Annotated in this window: 13 protein-coding genes and 1 pseudogene; 8 read left to right on the top strand and 6 right to left on the bottom strand. The window is 70.2% G+C overall.

Features of this window, described 5'->3' with window-relative positions:
- Positions 1-15 precede the first annotated feature (15 nt).
- The 6 genes from BJ979_RS03470 to BJ979_RS03495 form a co-directional block, all read right to left on the bottom strand.
- Positions 16-975 (bottom strand): D-alanine--D-alanine ligase family protein, encoded by a 960-nt coding sequence (locus BJ979_RS03470; RefSeq protein WP_179565216.1) that lies wholly within the window; start codon positions 973-975, stop codon positions 16-18.
- Positions 976-985: 10 nt separating this feature from the next.
- Positions 986-2299 carry an aminotransferase-like domain-containing protein gene (locus tag BJ979_RS03475; RefSeq protein ID WP_179565218.1) on the bottom strand — a complete coding sequence of 438 codons (1314 nt, stop codon included), beginning with the start codon at positions 2297-2299 and terminating at the stop codon, positions 986-988.
- A 123-nt stretch (positions 2300-2422) separates the two neighbouring features.
- On the bottom strand, positions 2423-2746 hold the full coding sequence (trxA, locus tag BJ979_RS03480; RefSeq protein WP_141162326.1) for a thioredoxin: 324 nt from the start codon (positions 2744-2746) through the stop codon (positions 2423-2425).
- Between the two features lie 115 nt (positions 2747-2861).
- Entirely contained in the window at positions 2862-3848 is a 987-nt protein-coding gene (trxB, locus tag BJ979_RS03485) for a thioredoxin-disulfide reductase (RefSeq protein WP_179565220.1), read from the bottom strand.
- A gap of 161 nt (positions 3849-4009) precedes the next feature.
- Entirely contained in the window at positions 4010-5725 is a 1716-nt protein-coding gene (gene murJ / locus BJ979_RS03490) for a murein biosynthesis integral membrane protein MurJ (protein WP_179565222.1), read from the bottom strand.
- Entirely contained in the window at positions 5718-7922 is a 2205-nt protein-coding gene (locus BJ979_RS03495) for a DUF6049 family protein (protein WP_179565224.1), read from the bottom strand. The genes murJ and BJ979_RS03495 overlap by 8 nt, the downstream gene beginning before the upstream one ends.
- Before the next feature lie 59 nt (positions 7923-7981).
- Here BJ979_RS03495 and BJ979_RS03500 point away from each other — a divergent pair, with 59 nt between their 5' ends.
- From BJ979_RS03500 to BJ979_RS03535, 8 genes and pseudogenes are all read left to right on the top strand, one after another.
- The gene (locus BJ979_RS03500) at positions 7982-9403 is read left to right on the top strand and encodes a CCA tRNA nucleotidyltransferase (RefSeq protein ID WP_179565226.1); all 1422 of its coding nucleotides are present in this window, start codon (positions 7982-7984) and stop codon (positions 9401-9403) included.
- Between the two features lie 138 nt (positions 9404-9541).
- Positions 9542-9901: pseudogene (rpsF, locus tag BJ979_RS03505) on the top strand (30S ribosomal protein S6); the annotation flags it as partial.
- Positions 9902-10012: 111 nt separating this feature from the next.
- A complete protein-coding gene (locus BJ979_RS03510; protein WP_179565230.1) occupies positions 10013-10525 on the top strand; it encodes a single-stranded DNA-binding protein in 513 nt (170 codons plus the stop codon).
- A gap of 40 nt (positions 10526-10565) precedes the next feature.
- Entirely contained in the window at positions 10566-10820 is a 255-nt protein-coding gene (gene rpsR / locus BJ979_RS03515) for a 30S ribosomal protein S18 (protein WP_141143768.1), read from the top strand.
- A gap of 14 nt (positions 10821-10834) precedes the next feature.
- Positions 10835-11287, top strand: coding sequence for a 50S ribosomal protein L9 (gene rplI, locus BJ979_RS03520; RefSeq protein ID WP_179565232.1), 453 nt, complete (start codon positions 10835-10837; stop codon positions 11285-11287).
- A 437-nt stretch (positions 11288-11724) separates the two neighbouring features.
- On the top strand, positions 11725-13101 hold the full coding sequence (gene dnaB, locus BJ979_RS03525; protein WP_141162318.1) for a replicative DNA helicase: 1377 nt from the start codon (positions 11725-11727) through the stop codon (positions 13099-13101).
- 19 nt (positions 13102-13120) lie between these two features.
- A complete protein-coding gene (locus tag BJ979_RS03530; RefSeq protein WP_179565234.1) occupies positions 13121-13657 on the top strand; it encodes a putative glycolipid-binding domain-containing protein in 537 nt (178 codons plus the stop codon).
- A 65-nt stretch (positions 13658-13722) separates the two neighbouring features.
- Positions 13723-14673, top strand: coding sequence for a GlxA family transcriptional regulator (locus BJ979_RS03535; protein WP_179565236.1), 951 nt, complete (start codon positions 13723-13725; stop codon positions 14671-14673).
- Positions 14674-14990 lie beyond the last annotated feature (317 nt).

A 14990-nucleotide genomic window follows, 5' to 3' on the forward strand; every position in this document is an offset into this window, starting at 1 on the left:
CCTCCCAGTGGGGGATCAGGCCTGAGCGTCGCGTACGGCGGCCTCGGCGAGAGCCGTGTAGACCCAGCCCAGGTCATGTCCGGCGGCCTCGAGCGCCTGCGGCAGCAGCGACGTCTCGGTGAGCCCGGGCAGCACGTTCGCCTCGAGGAACCACGGCGTGCCGGTGCCGTCGATGATGAGATCGACGCGTGACAGGTGACGCAGTCCGAGGGCCCGATGGACGGTGACCGCGGCCTCGGCCGCCCGCTCTGCCACGTCGTCGGCGATGCGCGCCGGCGTGAAGAAGCGGGTCTCCCCCGCGTTGTACCGCGCCTCGAAGCTGTAGATCCCGCTGCGCGGCTGGATCTCGACCGCCGGCAGCGCGACGGCGCCGTCGCCTGTGTCGATCACGCCGACCGCGATCTCCGTGCCGGTGATCCGCTGCTCGAGGAGCGCGACCTCGCCGTAGGTGTAGGCGTCGACCATGGCGCGGGGCAGGCCCGCGGCATCCTCGACGATCGTCACGCCCTGCGCGGAGCCGCCCTGCGCGGGCTTCACGACGACGGGAGGCGCGAGCTCGTCGGCGATCGCCGAGAACACCGCGTCGGCGCCCAGCTCACGGAAGGCGTCGCGGGCGAGGGTGATCGAGCGCGGGGTCGCGATGCCGGCGCGGGCGGCGAGCGTCTTCGCGGTCGGCTTGTCCCAGGCGAGACGCGCTGCGTCGCCGCGGGCGCCGACGAAGGGCACACCGAGGAACTCCAGCAGGCCGCGCAGGGCTCCGTCTTCCCCGCTCGCGCCGTGCAGTGCGGGCCAGATCACATCGGGCCGATCGCTGCGCAGCCGGTCGATCAGGGTCGAATCAGGGTCGACCAGTTCGACCTCGACGCCGTGACCCTTCAGCGCATCCGCGACCTGACGGCCGGAGCGCAGCGAGATGTCGCGTTCGTGCGAGATGCCGCCGGCGAGCACGACGACGCGGGGCAGAGCGGAAGCCATAGAACGATCCTCAGCCGATATTGGGGGGAAGCACGCGATCCGAGTCGAGCGCGGGGCGGAGCTGCAGCGGCGCCGTCTTCGAGAACTCGCTCACCAGCGACAGCTCGCCGTTGATCACGTTCGCGAGGCGACGGATGCCCTCGCGGATGAAGTCGGGCGTCGGATAGCAGAACGAGAGGCGCATGGCGTTGCGCCCTCCCCCGTCGGCGTAGAACGCGGTGCCGGGGGTGTACGCGACGAGTTCCTTGACGGCGCGCGGCAGCATCGCCTTCGAGTCCAGCTCGGGCGGCAGCGTCAGCCACACGTAGAAGCCGCCGTTCGGGGTGGTCCAGCTCAGCGAGGGCAGCTGCTCCTGCAGAGCCGAGAGCATCGCATCCCGACGCTCGCGATAGACACCGCGGAAGGTGTCGATCTGACCCTTCCAGTCGGCGGTCGACAGGTACTCGGAGACGACCGTCTGGCCGAAGGTGCCGGGCGAGAGCACGGCGGCCTCGTTGGCGAGAACGAGCTTCTCGCGGATGGCGTGCGGCGCCACGGCCCATCCCACGCGCATGCCCGGAGCGAGCGTCTTCGAGAAGGTGCCGAGGTAGATGACCCCGTCCTCCTCGACCGAGCGCATCGCGTGCGGGGCCGGCTGATCGAAGTAGAGCAGGCCGTAGGGGTTGTCTTCGACGACGAGGATGCCCTCGGTGCGGCAGATCTCGAGCACCTCCATGCGGCGCTCCCAGCTGAGGGTGACGCCCATCGGGTTGTGGAACGAGGGGATCGTGTAGAGGAACTTGATCGTGCGGCCCTCGGCGCGCACCCGCGCGATCGTCTCGCGCAGGGCCTGCGGGTTGAGCCCGCCGTCATCCATGGGCGCGTGCACGACCTCGCCCTGGAACGACTTGAACACCGTGATCGCGGTCACGTAGCTCGGACCCTCGGCGATGACGACGTCACCCGGGTCGAGGAAGAGCTTCGCCAGCAGCTCGAGAGCGTGCTGCGATCCGGTCGTGACGACCACGTCGTCGACGCCGGCGCGGATGCCCTCGAGTGCCATCACGTCGAGGATCTGCTCGCGCAGCTGCGGCATCCCCTGCCCCGAGCCGTACTGCAGGGCGACCCCGGCGCGCTCGCGCACCGTGCGCTCGACGGCCTCGGTCAGCAGCTCGGTCGGCAGCGCCGAGACGAAGGGCATGCCGCCCGCCAGCGAGACCACCTCGGGGCGGCTGGCGACGGCGAACAGAGCTCGGACCTCGCTGGCGGCGAGGCCAGCCGTGCGGGCGGCGTAGGAGCCGTACCACGGGTCGAGATTGGTGCCCTGATTCGCGTTGCCGGTCATGGAAGTCCGTTCTGGAGGATTCAGACCAGGGTAGTCGGGGGAACGTGAAAGCCCCGCCCTCCCGAAGGAGGGCGGGGCCACGAGCCCGGAATCGGACTTGCGCGCGTGCCGCGCGAGAACCTCTTACGCCAGGAACTCGGCGAGGTCGGCCTCGAGAGCGGGCTTCGGCTTGGCGCCGATGACGGTCTTGACGACCTCGCCGTTCTTGAAGACCTTCATCGCGGGGATCGAGGTGATGCCGTACTTCATGGCGGTCTCGGGGTTGTTGTCGACGTCGATCTTCACGATCGAGAGCTTGTCGGCGTGCTCCTCGGCGATCTTGTCGAGGATCGGCGAGACGGCGCGACACGGGCCGCACCACTCGGCCCAGAAGTCGACCATGATCGGCTTGTCGCTGGCGAGCACCTCGTCGGCGAACGTGGCGTCGGTCACATCCTTGGCGGACATCTCTTCTCCTTCTTCAGGTGTTCTTCTGTTCAGTGGGGCTGGAGCCCCGCCGAATCGTGGATGCGCGGCTCGCGCCGCACACGATCTGGGCGTCCGACCGGAGTCGGGCGGGGTCTCAGGCGGAGGCGCCGATCTGGTCGACGAGCTCGCCGGAGCCCTCGGCCTCGGCGATCACGCCTTTGGGCAGCGAGGCCAGGAAGTGCTCGGCGTCGAGCGCGGCGGCCGTGCCGGAGCCCGCGGCCGTGATGGCCTGCTTGTAGGTCGGGTCGATGACGTCGCCGGCCGCGAAGACGCCCTTCTGGCTGGTGCGCGAACTGCGACCATCCACCCAGATGGTGCCCTCGGCGGTGAGGTCGAGCTGGCCGTGCACCAGGTGGGTGCGCGGGTCGGACCCGATCGCGACGAAGAGACCCTGCAGGTCGAGAGCCGACTCGCTGCCGTCGACCGTGTCGGTGAGCCCGATGCCGGCGACCTTCTCGTCGCCGAGCACCGAGGTGACCTCCTTGTTCCAGAGGAACTCGATCTTCGGGTCGTTCTTCGCGCGCTCCTGCATCGCGGCCGAGGCGCGCAGCTCACCGCGACGGTGCACGAGCGAGACCTTGTCGGCGAAGCGGGTCAGGAACGTCGCCTCCTCGAGCGCGGAATCGCCGCCGCCGACGACCGCGACGTGCTTCTGCTTGAAGAAGGCGCCGTCGCAGGTGGCGCACCACGAGACCCCGTAGCCGGAGAGGCGGGTCTCGTCGTCGAGGCCGAGCTTGCGGTACGCCGATCCCGTCGCGTAGATCAGGGCGAGCGACTCGTGCACGCTGCCGTCGCCGAGGGTGACGCGCTTGACGTCGCCGTCGAGCTCGAGCTTGGTGACGTCGTCGTAGACGATCTCGGCGCCGAACTTCTCGGCCTGCGCCTGCATCTTCATCATGAGGTCGGGGCCCATGATGCCGTCGGGGAAGCCGGGGAAGTTCTCGACCTCGGTGGTCTTCATCAGCTCGCCGCCGAACTCGACCGAGCTGGCGATGACGAGCGGCTTGAGGTTGGCGCGGGCCGCGTAGATGGCGGCGGTGTAACCGGCCGGACCCGAGCCGACGATGATGAGCTGGCGCATCGCGCTGTCTCCTTCTTCCTGGCGCCGCTCCTGCGGCGTCGAATCGTGCAACACATCTTAAGTGCGGGATGTTCCCGGCCCCGATGCGCCCGTGAGGGCTTCGGAGCGGGCGGTCAGGGTGCGCGCATCCGGGCCGTCAGAGCGGGCCGGATCCGCACAGATCAGGAGCGGCGGAGCAGTCGGCCGAGCGGCCCGGCGAGCTCGCGCACCTCGGGCACGCGGGCGATGAGCACCGCGGCGAAGTAGACGATGCCGGCTGCCGCAGCGATCGCCGCGGCGGAGAGGATCGACGGCAGCACGCCGGCGACCGCGAAGCCGCCGCCCGATCCGTCGACGACTCCCCATCCGCCCAGCAGCCACAGCATCGCGAGGCCCGCGCCGGCCGCCGGGATCGTGCAGAGCAGGAACACGCCGTAGCGGCGGGCGAGGCGGCGGCCGTCGAAGCCGTCGAGCCGGCGGCGCAGCACGATGATCGACACGATCAGCTGCACGACGATCGACGCCGAGGTCCAGAGCGCGATGCCGATGGCGAGCCGGTCGCTGGGAGCGCCGATCAGGGTCAGCGCGCCGATCGCGAAGACGAGCGCCTGCAGCAGCTGGATGAAGAACGGCGTGCGGGTGTCGCTGAGGGCGAAGAAGGCCCGCTGCACGAGGAACAGAGCGCTGAACGGCACCAGTCCCGCGAGATAGGCGAGCAGCACGAGCGAGGTCTGCGGCAGCGCGTGCGGCGCCGTGTGGCTGAAGACGTTGATGAGCGGGATCGCCGCGGTCGCGAACACGACCGCCGAGCCGGCGATCAGCAGACCGACCGATCGGAGCGCTCCGCTCAGGTCGCTGCGCAGGGAGGCGATGTCGCCGTCGCGGGAGTGCGCGCTCATCCGCGTGAAATAGGGGGTCGCGATCGAGAGCGCGATGAGGGAGTGCGGCAGCACGAAGATCGTCCAGGCGACGCGGATCGCGGCGACCGAGGCGTCCTGCGCGTCGGCGAGCGTCGCGATCTGGTTCTGCACGATGCCCGAACCCTGGCTGATCAGCAGCATGCCGAAGGTCCAGCCGACGATCTTGCCGGTCGCGCCGAGCCCCATCCCCTTCCAGCGGAAGTCGGGGCGGAACTTCAGCCCGGTGCGACGCCAGAACAGGCACAGCGTCAGCGCCTGCAGGGCGACGCCGAGCGTGGTCGTGCCGGCCAGCACGAGGACCTTCTGCGCATCCCACGAGGCCGCATCGCGATGCGCGGGATCGATCCCGTAGAGCAGCGCGAACGCCACCAGACCGCCGATCGCGATGATGTTGTTGACGATCGGCGCCCACGCGAAGGGCCCGAAGACGCCGCGGGCGTTGAGCACCTCGCCGAGCAGGCTGTACATCGCGTAGAAGAAGATCTGCGGCAGGCAGAGGTAGGCGAAGACCGTGGCGAGCTCGATGCCGGCGCCCTTGAGCTGACCGGCGCTGTTCGCGAAGGCGAGCACGAGCAGCGGGGCGCAGATCGTGGCGAGGATCGTCACGCCGGCGAAGATCGTCAGGCCGAGCGTCACCAGCCGGTTCACGAAGCCCTGGCCGCCGTCGTCGTGCAGCGCCGACTTGACGATCTGCGGAACCAGCACGGCGCTGAGCAGACCGCCGGCGATCAGCAGGTAGATCTGATTCGGCAGGCCGTTGGCGACGGTGAAGGCGTTCGCGCCCACGCCGACCGTGCCGACGACGGCGCTGAGCAGCCCGATGTTGACGAAGCCGAGGGCGCGCGAGACGAGGGTGCCGCCGGCGAGCATCATGCTCGCGCGGCCGATGCTCCCGGATGTCGGTCGCGCGGCGGCGGGCGCGCTCTCCGCGGCGGCGGAGGCGAGAGGAGATTCCCCGGGGGCGTTCGGGTCAGTCATCCTTCGCCTTCGGGTCGATCGGGTCGTCGTCGGAGTCAGGGGAGACGGAGGAGTCGCCGGCGGTGGCATCCGCGTCCGCCGGGTCGTCGACGAGCGGCGCCGAGGGCTCGCCCGCCTCACCCGCATCCGCGTCGCGCACGACCTCGACGGGACCGTCCTCCTGACCTGGCAACGGCGCGTTGGCCGCATCCTCTTCGTCCACCTCGCCGGCGAGACGACGACGGCGCTTGAGGATGTTGCGCACGATCCCGAAACCGAAGACGCCGACGGCGCCGATGGCGATCACGGCGGTGCCGACGGTCTCCCAGCCGGCCTGCACCTCGACGTGGATGCGGCGGGCCTGCCCGACCTGCGTGCCGTCGGTCGCGCTGAGGCTCAGCACGACCTGCACGCTGCCGTTGGTGATCGCCTGCGCCGGGATGCGCACGGTCGCCGACGACTTCGGCGCCACCTCGACGCGCACCGGCTGCGCGCTCGACTCGATCGACAGCACCGGGCTGAGCGGGCGCGCGCGGGCGAACACGACGATCGGCACGTCGAGCGAGTTCTGCACCTGCATCGGCAGGGGCGCGCTCGCGCCGAGCGCGATGAGGTCGCTGCCCTGGTTGAGCGTCACGCCGTCGAGGATCTCGGACGACGTCTTCTGGTAATCGCTGACCGTCGACGCCCACGACCGCGACGAGATCCACCCCACCGACAGGGTCGCGAGCAGGTCGAGGCGACGGGGGGCGGAGATCGCCAGCGCGCCGTCGCGGGCGACGACGGCGAACGCGCTCACCTGCTGCTCGACATCGAGCAGGGCGGCGATCGAGGCGGTGCGCGCGGCGTCTTCGGGGTGGTCGATCACGGTGGCCGCCGTCGGGTCTTCGGCGATCGCGGTGGAGAGCGGCACGGCGGAGACGAAGGGGGATGCCAGCAGGTGCGACACGGCGGCGTCCAGGGCTTCGGCGCGGGCGTCGGCATCGGCGCCGGAGCCCGTCGACGGTCGCGCGAGCGCGACGATCCGCACCGCCGAGCCGCCTTCGGCGGCAGCCGACTGCAGCTCCTGGTCGACGACGGTGTAGTCGCTCTGCGAGGTGGAGCCTGCGGCGCGCACCGCGGCGCTGAGCCCGCTGTCGATCACCAGGCCGCCGACCTGGGAGCCGTCGAAGGAGACATGGGTCGCGCCGTCGGCATCCACGTTCTCGTCGGAGAGCAGCACGGCCGAATCGCCGGCGGCCTGCAGGCGGGGGAGGTCGGCGGCGGTGACCGTGTTCTCGCCGGGCCACGCGATCGTCGGCAGCGAGTAGGTCCACTGCACGACCTGGTCGACCGTGGTCGGCAGCGCCGGCAGCTGACCCGCGGGGGTGGATGCGCCGCCGTTCGGCTTGGTCGAGCCGCCCGAGCCCGCGGTCGTGTCGCCGGTGCTCGAACCGGATCCGCCGGAATCGGCGCCCGAGCCCGCGTCGGATCCCGAGCCGGTCGAACCGGAGGGCGACGAGGATGCCGACGGCAGCGGATCGGCGAATCGATCGGCGTCGATCGCGAAGTCGAAGCCGAGCGGGCCGAGCGCGGACGCGGAGCCCGCCTGACCAGGACCCACCGGGTCGGCGTCGGCGTAGCGGAGCGCGAAGGTCTCGTTGTCGAGGGAGGCCAGACGCAGCAGCCAGCTCTTCGCCGAGGCCGGCGCCGACCCGCCGAGCACGCGGATCGAGGCGATGAGGCGCGGGTCGATCGCGACCGCGATCGGGCGGCCGGACACGACGTCCAGCTCGCGGGTGAGCAGCCCGTCGTTCGCGGTGAGGTCGGCGAGGTCATCGGAGGAGAGGAGGCCGTCGGAGCCGACGGGAACGGTCAGCGGCAGCACGGCGGCGATGCCGACGCGGCCATCGGCGCCCGTCGCGGTCGGCAGGGATCCGGTCGACATCGGGTCGGATGCGGCGACGCTCGAGTCGCTCGATCCGGCCGAGTCGCCGGAGGGCGTCGAACCGGAGGCGTTCGAGCCGGAAGAGTTCGAACCGGAGCCGCTCGTGTCGCCGGTGTCGGCGGCCGCCTGGGCGACATCACCGGATCCGAGGCCGATCCCCGGCGCGATCGCGAGAGCTGCCGCGATCAGCGCGGCGACGACGACCCCACCCGTGCCGCGGACCGTCGACCGGCCCGTCGTCGGGGAACCGGCGCGCCGCGACCGGCTCAGCGGCACGCGGGCGCGCTCCATTGCCGGGCCGCCACCATGCGCGCCAGTCTAGGCCGTGGCCGCCGCCTACCCTGGGAGTCATGCAGAACGTCGCGGCAGCCGTCGCCCGACTCGACGCCCTCGCCGAGTCCCCCGCCGTCGCCCGCCTGGCGCGGGCCTTCTCCGACGCCGGGCACGAGCTCGCCCTCGTCGGCGGACCCGTGCGCGACGCCTTCCTCGATCGGCCGCTGACCGACCTCGACTTCACGACCGATGCGCGCCCCGACCGCATCCTCCAGATCGTGAAGCCGATCAGCGACGCGCAGTGGGACATCGGCCGCGCCTTCGGCACGATCGGCGCGCGCATCGGCGACCAGACCGTCGAGGTCACCACCTACCGCAGCGACGTCTACGACCACGAGACCCGCAAGCCCGAGGTCGCGTTCGGCGACAGCCTCGAGGCCGACCTCGAGCGCCGCGACTTCGCCGTCAACGCGATGGCCCTGCGCCTGCCGCAGCGTCAGCTCGTCGATCCGTGGGGCGGCGTCGACGACCTGCTCGCGAAGCGCCTGCGCACGCCGGGCTCCCCCGAGGTCTCCTTCGGCGACGATCCGCTGCGCATGCTGCGCGGCGCCCGCTTCTCGGCGCAGATCGGCTTCGACGTGGATGCGGAGGCCGTCGCCGCGATGGAGCGGATGGCCGACCGGCTGTCGATCGTGTCGGCCGAGCGCATCGGCGACGAGATCACCAAGCTGCTGATGGCGCCGACGCCCGTGCGCGGCATCCGCCTGCTCGTCGACACCGGGCTGGCCGAGATCGTGCTGCCCGAGATCCCCGCGCTGCGGCTCGAGCAGGACGAGCATGCGCACCACAAGGACGTCTACGACCACAGCCTCACCGTGCTCGAGCAGGCCATCGACCTCGAGCGCTCGCGCGGCCACCAGCCGACGCTGATCGTACGTCTCGCGGCGCTGCTGCACGACATCGGCAAGCCGGCGACGCGGCGGATCGAGCCGGGCGGGGCGGTCAGCTTCTATCACCACGACGTCGTCGGGGCGAAGCTCGCGACCAAGCGGATGCGCGAGCTGCGCCTGCCCTCCGACGTGATCAAGCCGGTCGCCGAGCTCATCCGACTGCACCTGCGCTTCTTCGGCTACACGGATGCGGCGTGGACCGACTCGGCCGTGCGCCGCTACGTGCGCGACGCCGGCTCGGTGCTCGAATGGCTGCACATCCTCGTGCGCGCCGACGTCACCACCCGCAACGTGCGCAAGGCCGACCGGCTCTCCTTCGCCTACGACGACCTCGAGGAGCGCATCGCCGCCCTGCAGGAGCAGGAGCAGCTGGATGCGGTGCGCCCCGACCTCGACGGCGAGCAGATCATGCGCATCCTCGGCATCGGACCCGGCCGCGAGGTCGGCGAGGCGTACCGCTTCCTGCTGGAGGCGCGCCTTGACGAGGGTCCGCTGGAGCCGGAGGACGCCGAGCGCCGGCTGCGGGAGTGGTGGGCCGCCCGCGGCTGAACCTGCGGGTTTCGGTGAGGGCGACCAGCGGCTATGCTTGCGAGGTTGCCCGGGTCGACCCATGTCGTCAGCGGGCACGATGCACACCCTCCTGCTGCAGATCGTCTGCAGCCGTTCAAGACCAGAGGAGGTGGGTGAATGACGCATCAGTACGAGTTGATGGTGATCCTCGATCCTGCTATCGATGAGCGCACCGTGGCCCCGAGCCTCGACAAGTTCCTCAATGTCATCCGCAACGACGGTGGCACGATCGACAACGTCGACATCTGGGGCCGTCGCCGCCTGGCGTACGAGATCCAGAAGAAGAGCGAAGGCATCTACGCCGTCGTCAACTTCACTGCGACGAGCGCCTCGACGCTCGAGCTCGACCGCCAGCTGAAGCTCAGCGAGGCCGTTCTGCGCACCAAGGTGCTGCGCTCGGAGGAGGCCACCGCTCGCGCCGCGAGCGTCAAGGCCGACGACGAGAAGCGCGCCGCGCGCAAGGCCGCCGCCAAGGGCGACAAGGCCGAGGCGTCGGAGGACAAGGCGGACAAGGCGGAGGCGAAGCCCGCCTCGAAGCCTGCCGCCAAGCCCGCGGCGAAGGCCGCCAAGAAGGACGCCGAGTAAGCCGTGGCCGGCGACACGATCATCACGGTGGTCGGCAACCTGACGGCCGACCCCGAGCTGCGCTACACGCAGAGCGGGCTCGCCGTGGCGAACTTCACCATCGCCAGCACCCCCCGCACGTTCGACCGCGCGTCGAACGAGTGGAAGGACGGCGAGGCGCTCTTCCTGCGCGCCTCGTGCTGGCGTGAGTTCGCCGAGCACGTCGCCGGATCGCTGACCAAGGGCAGCCGCGTCATCGCGCAGGGCCGCCTGAAGCAGCGCTCCTACGACGACCGCGACGGCAACAAGCGCACCGCGATCGAGCTCGAGGTCGATGAGATCGGCCCGAGCCTCCGCTACGCGACCGCCCAGGTCACCCGTGCTTCGGGTGGCGGCGGCGGACGCGGCGGCTCGCAGGGCGCCGTGGCCGACGAGCCGTGGGGCCAGCAGAGCTCCGGCGGCAACGGTGGCGGCAACGCCGGCGGCCAGGACGTGTGGAACGCGCCCGGCTCCTACAACGACGAGACCCCGTTCTGAGCCTCCGGGCCTGACGGGTTACTGACGAAAGAAGACAGCAATGGCTGGAAAGAGCAGCGGCGACCGCCGCAAGCCCCGCAAGGGCGGAAAGAACGCCGCGCCGGCGAAGTCGGTGCGCGTCGGCGTCATCGACTACAAGGATGTCGCGACGCTTCGCAAGTTCATCTCGGAGCGCGGAAAGATCCGCGCCCGCCGTATCACCGGTGTCTCCGTGCAGGAGCAGACCCTCATCGCCCGCGCCGTGAAGAACGCGCGTGAGATGGCCCTGCTTCCGTACGCCGGCTCGGGCCGCTAAGGGGGATTCGAAACATGTCGAAGCTCATCCTCACCTCCGAGGTCTCCGGCCTCGGTTCCGCCGGTGACGTCGTGGACGTCAAGAACGGCTTTGCCCGCAACTACCTCATCCCCCAGGGCTTCGCTGTCGCGTGGTCGCGCGGTGGAGAGAAGCAGGTCGACTCGATCAAGGCCGCCCGCGCTGCGCGCGAGCTCGCCACGATCGAAGAGGCGCAGGACCTCAAGGCCAAGCTGCAGGCCGGTCCCGTGCCGCTCTCGGTGAAGGCCGGTCGCGAAGGCCGTCTGTTCGGCTCGGTCACGACGCAGGACATCGCCGACGCCGTCGAGAAGGCCGGCATCGGCTCGATCGACAAGCGCACCGTCGAGATCCCGTCGGCGATCAAGACGACCGGTCAGCACGAGGTCACGGTGCGCGTGCGCGCCGAGATCGTCGCGACGATCACGCTCAACGTGGTGGCTGCCAAGTAAGCACCGCCCGCCCAGTAGCGACGCACCCGGTGAGGGTTCGTCGCTACTGGTGTTTAACCGGCTCTGTCAAGAGCTCTATCCACACCGAGGCGGCGGATCTCCCCAACCCTCAACCCCCGGTCAAGGGATGTTCTTCCACACAGGGTGTGAAGAAGGAAAAGCCTGATCAGGGCGAGTTCGAGTCAAGAAGTCCACCGACTTTCCCCACATGTATCCACAGGCTTTCAACAAGCTTCCCGGCGTGTCCGCCGTTTTCCCCACAGAGTTATCCACAGGGCGCATTGAAGCTGCCCGAAGCCGCTCATATCGTGATCCGGCGCCCCCGTTCCGAACCCCCGCGCGCGGTTCCTCCTCGGTGCGTCGCGTCGTCCCATCCGATGCCGTCATCGATTCGATGTCGGTGGCGGCGCCTAGCTTGTCCTGCAGGAGGTTCCCCCGTGTCGATCGCTCATCTCGGACTCGCCGCTCCCGACCAGGAGCCGCGGGAGTCGTGGAAGGGCGAGCGCACGCCCCCGCACGACCTCCTCGCCGAGCAGTCGACGATCGGCGGCATGCTGCTGAGCAAGGATGCGGTAGCCGACGTCGTCGAGACCGTCCGCGCCGTCGACTTCTACATCCCGAAGCACGAGATCATCTTCGACGCGGTGCTCACGCTCTACTCGCACGGTGAGCCGACCGATGTGATCGCCGTCACCGACGTGCTGACCAAGAGCGGCGACCTGAGCCGTGCCGGCGGTGTCGACTACCTGCACACCCTCACCGGCATCGTGCCGACCGCCGCGAACGCCGGCTACTACGCCGAGATCGTCGCCGAGAAGGCCGTGCTGCGCCGCCTCGTCGAGGCCGGTACGCGCATCGTGCAGATGGGCTACCAGAGCGAGGGCGAGGTCATCGACCTCGTCAACAGCGCGCAGGCCGAGATCTACAACGTCTCCGGCGGTGTCGAGGCCGAGGACTACGTCTCGCTCGATGTCGCGATCGACGCCGCGACCGAGGAGATCGAGCAGGCCAGCGGCCGCGGCGACGAGATGCTCGGCGTGCCCACCGGATTCCGCGACCTCGACGAGATGACGAACGGCCTGCACCCGGGCCAGCTCATCCTCATCGCCGCCCGCCCCGCGCTCGGAAAGTCGACGCTCGCGCTCGACTTCGCCCGCGCTGCCGCGATCAAGCACCGCCAGACGACCGTCTTCTTCTCGCTCGAGATGGGGCGCAGCGAGATCGCCATGCGCCTCATGTCGGCTGAGTCCGACATCTTCCTGCAGAAGCTGCGCAAGGGCACCGTCGGGCAGGACGACTGGACGAAGCTCGCGCACGTGCGCGGCAAGATCGCCGACGCCCCCCTCTTCATCGACGACAGCCCGAACATGACGCTCGTCGAGATCCGCTCCAAGTGCCGCCGCCTCAAGCAGCGCAACGATCTCAAGCTCGTCGTCATCGACTACCTGCAGCTGATGACCTCGGGCAAGAAGGTCGAATCGCGCCAGCAGGAGGTCAGTGAGTTCTCGCGCGCGCTCAAGCTGCTCGCGAAGGAGCTGCGCGTGCCGGTCATCGCCCTGTCGCAGCTGAACCGTGGCCCCGAGCAGCGCACCGACAAGAAGCCCGCGATCTCCGACCTGCGCGAGTCCGGTTCGCTCGAGCAGGACGCCGACATGGTGATCCTGCTGCACCGCGAGAGCGCCTACGACAAGGAGAGCTCGCGCCCCGGCGAGGCCGACCTCATCGTCGCGAAGCACCGCAACGGCCCCACGGCCACGGTCACCGTCGCCTTCCAGGGCGCCATGTCCCGCTTCGCGGACATGCAGCCGGAGTAGTCGGCGCGGGGCGCACCTCATGACGTCGATCGAGGTCGGCTGGGTCGGGCTCGAACAGGGCTCCGTCGAACGGTGTGCGCTCCTGGCGGGCGATGACGGACCGATGATCGCAGCAGCCATCGACTTCCGTCCCGGAATGGTCGACTACCGGGTGCGCATCGTCCGACCGTGGCTGTTCCGCGAGCTCGCCGTCGTGGACAGCCGGGGAGCACACGCGGTGCGCCGTCGCGTCATCCTCGACGACAGTGGTCGCTGGTATGTCGACGACGTCGAACGGCCGGATCTCAGCGGCGCCCGGGAGGTCGATCTGGCGATCTCGCCGCTGAGCAGCACGCTGCCCATCCGCCGCCTCGGGCTCGAGATCGGGGAGTCGGCCGAGATCGTCACCGCCTACGTCGGCGATGACCTCGATGTCAGCGCCGACCCCCAGCGGTACACGCGGATCGCCGAGCTTCGCTACCTGTATGAGTCACTCGACTCGGTGTTCTCGCGCGAGGTGACCGTCGACGAGCACGGGCTCGTGCTCGACTATCCGTCGCTCTTCCAGCGCGTCTGAGTCCCGTCGACATCGCCGTGTCCCGGTGCCCGCAGGAGCATCGCGGCGGCCGGTAGGTTCGGCGCATGGGCGAGCAGGGCATCCATCGGGTGGCGGTGCTCGTGCTCGACGGGGCGAAGCCGCTCGATGTGGGCATCCCGGCGCAGGTGTTCTCGAGCCGGCCGAGCATGCCGTACGAGGTGCGAGTGTGCGGACGCCGGGCCGGCCGCGTCGCCGGCGGTGACGGACTCGCCTACTCGGTCGGGCACGGGCTCGAGGCCTTCGACTGGGCCGACACGATCTTCGTTCCCGGATACCGCAAGCCCGCCGACACGGCTCCTCCGGCGGATGTCGTCGCGGCACTCGCGCGGGCGCACGCGAACGGGAAGCGCATCGCGGCGATCTCCACCGGCGCGTTCGCGCTGGCGGCCGCCGGGCTGCTCGACGGGCGCCGCGCCACGACGCACTGGCACTACACGGGCGTGATGCGGGAGCGTTATCCCCTGATCGACGTCGACGAGGATGTGCTGTTCATCGACGAGGGATCCGTGCTCACCAGCGCCGGCGCCGCCAGCGGCATCGACCTCTGCCTGCACATCGTGCGCCGTGACCACGGGGTCGGGCTCTCGAACCACGTCGCCCGCCGGCTCGTGAGCGCTCCGCACCGCAGCGGAGGGCAGGCGCAGTACATCGAGCGCAGCGTGCCCGAGCGCGACGCCGACGGCTTCGCCGCGACCCGCGAGTGGGCGCTGCGGCACCTCGACGAGCCGCTCACCCTCGACGACCTCGCCCGCCACGCGGCGGTCAGCGCGCGCACATTCTCGCGCCGCTTCGTCGACGGCACCGGGTACACGCCGATGCAGTGGGTGCTGCGGGCGCGGGTGGATGCGGCGCGCGAGCTGCTCGAGCGCACCGATCTCTCGATCGGGCAGGTCGCCGCGCAGGTCGGGCTCGGGACCGACGCCGGCCTGCGCTGGCACTTCCAGCGCATCCTCGGCACCTCGCCGACGGCGTATCGGCGCAGCTTCCCGGGCTGAGCTGGCGCGCCGCGACTGCCCGCAAGGTCGGCGGCGACCCGAGAGTGGCCGCGAATGACCGCCCAGCACGGCGGGTCGCGTACATTTCTGGCCACCCTTGGCGAACCCAGAACGGAGGGTGGCCACGAATGCACGGGTCGGGCGGCGTGTCTGGTGCATTTCTGGCCACCCGCGAGCAACCAGCATGTGGGAGGCGGATGAGGCGACTCGCGTGCCGATGCATCAGCGACGGCTGGCGAGATCCTTGCGGATGTTGGCCTGAGCGCCACGGGTGAGCGCGCATCCACTCGGGGAGTGTGGGGAGCGCAACGAAAGGA

Source organism: Schumannella luteola, assembly GCF_013408685.1.
GTDB classification, from domain to species: Bacteria; Actinomycetota; Actinomycetes; order Actinomycetales; family Microbacteriaceae; genus Schumannella; species Schumannella luteola.

Excerpts from the sequence above, each read along its gene's own strand:
- BJ979_RS03530 (WP_179565234.1), top strand. The coding sequence starts at position 13,121 with ATGACGTCGATCGAGGTCGGCTGGGTCGGGCTCGAACAGGGCTCCGTC.
- BJ979_RS03495 (WP_179565224.1), bottom strand. The coding sequence starts at position 7,922 with ATGGAGCGCGCCCGCGTGCCGCTGAGCCGGTCGCGGCGCGCCGGTTCC.
- BJ979_RS03470 (WP_179565216.1), bottom strand. The coding sequence starts at position 975 with ATGGCTTCCGCTCTGCCCCGCGTCGTCGTGCTCGCCGGCGGCATCTCG.
- rplI (WP_179565232.1), top strand. The coding sequence starts at position 10,835 with ATGTCGAAGCTCATCCTCACCTCCGAGGTCTCCGGCCTCGGTTCCGCC.
- BJ979_RS03500 (WP_179565226.1), top strand. The coding sequence starts at position 7,982 with ATGCAGAACGTCGCGGCAGCCGTCGCCCGACTCGACGCCCTCGCCGAG.
- trxB (WP_179565220.1), bottom strand. The coding sequence starts at position 3,848 with ATGCGCCAGCTCATCATCGTCGGCTCGGGTCCGGCCGGTTACACCGCC.
- BJ979_RS03535 (WP_179565236.1), top strand. The coding sequence starts at position 13,723 with ATGGGCGAGCAGGGCATCCATCGGGTGGCGGTGCTCGTGCTCGACGGG.
- murJ (WP_179565222.1), bottom strand. The coding sequence starts at position 5,725 with ATGACTGACCCGAACGCCCCCGGGGAATCTCCTCTCGCCTCCGCCGCC.
- rpsR (WP_141143768.1), top strand. The coding sequence starts at position 10,566 with ATGGCTGGAAAGAGCAGCGGCGACCGCCGCAAGCCCCGCAAGGGCGGA.
- trxA (WP_141162326.1), bottom strand. The coding sequence starts at position 2,746 with ATGTCCGCCAAGGATGTGACCGACGCCACGTTCGCCGACGAGGTGCTC.
- BJ979_RS03475 (WP_179565218.1), bottom strand. The coding sequence starts at position 2,299 with ATGACCGGCAACGCGAATCAGGGCACCAATCTCGACCCGTGGTACGGC.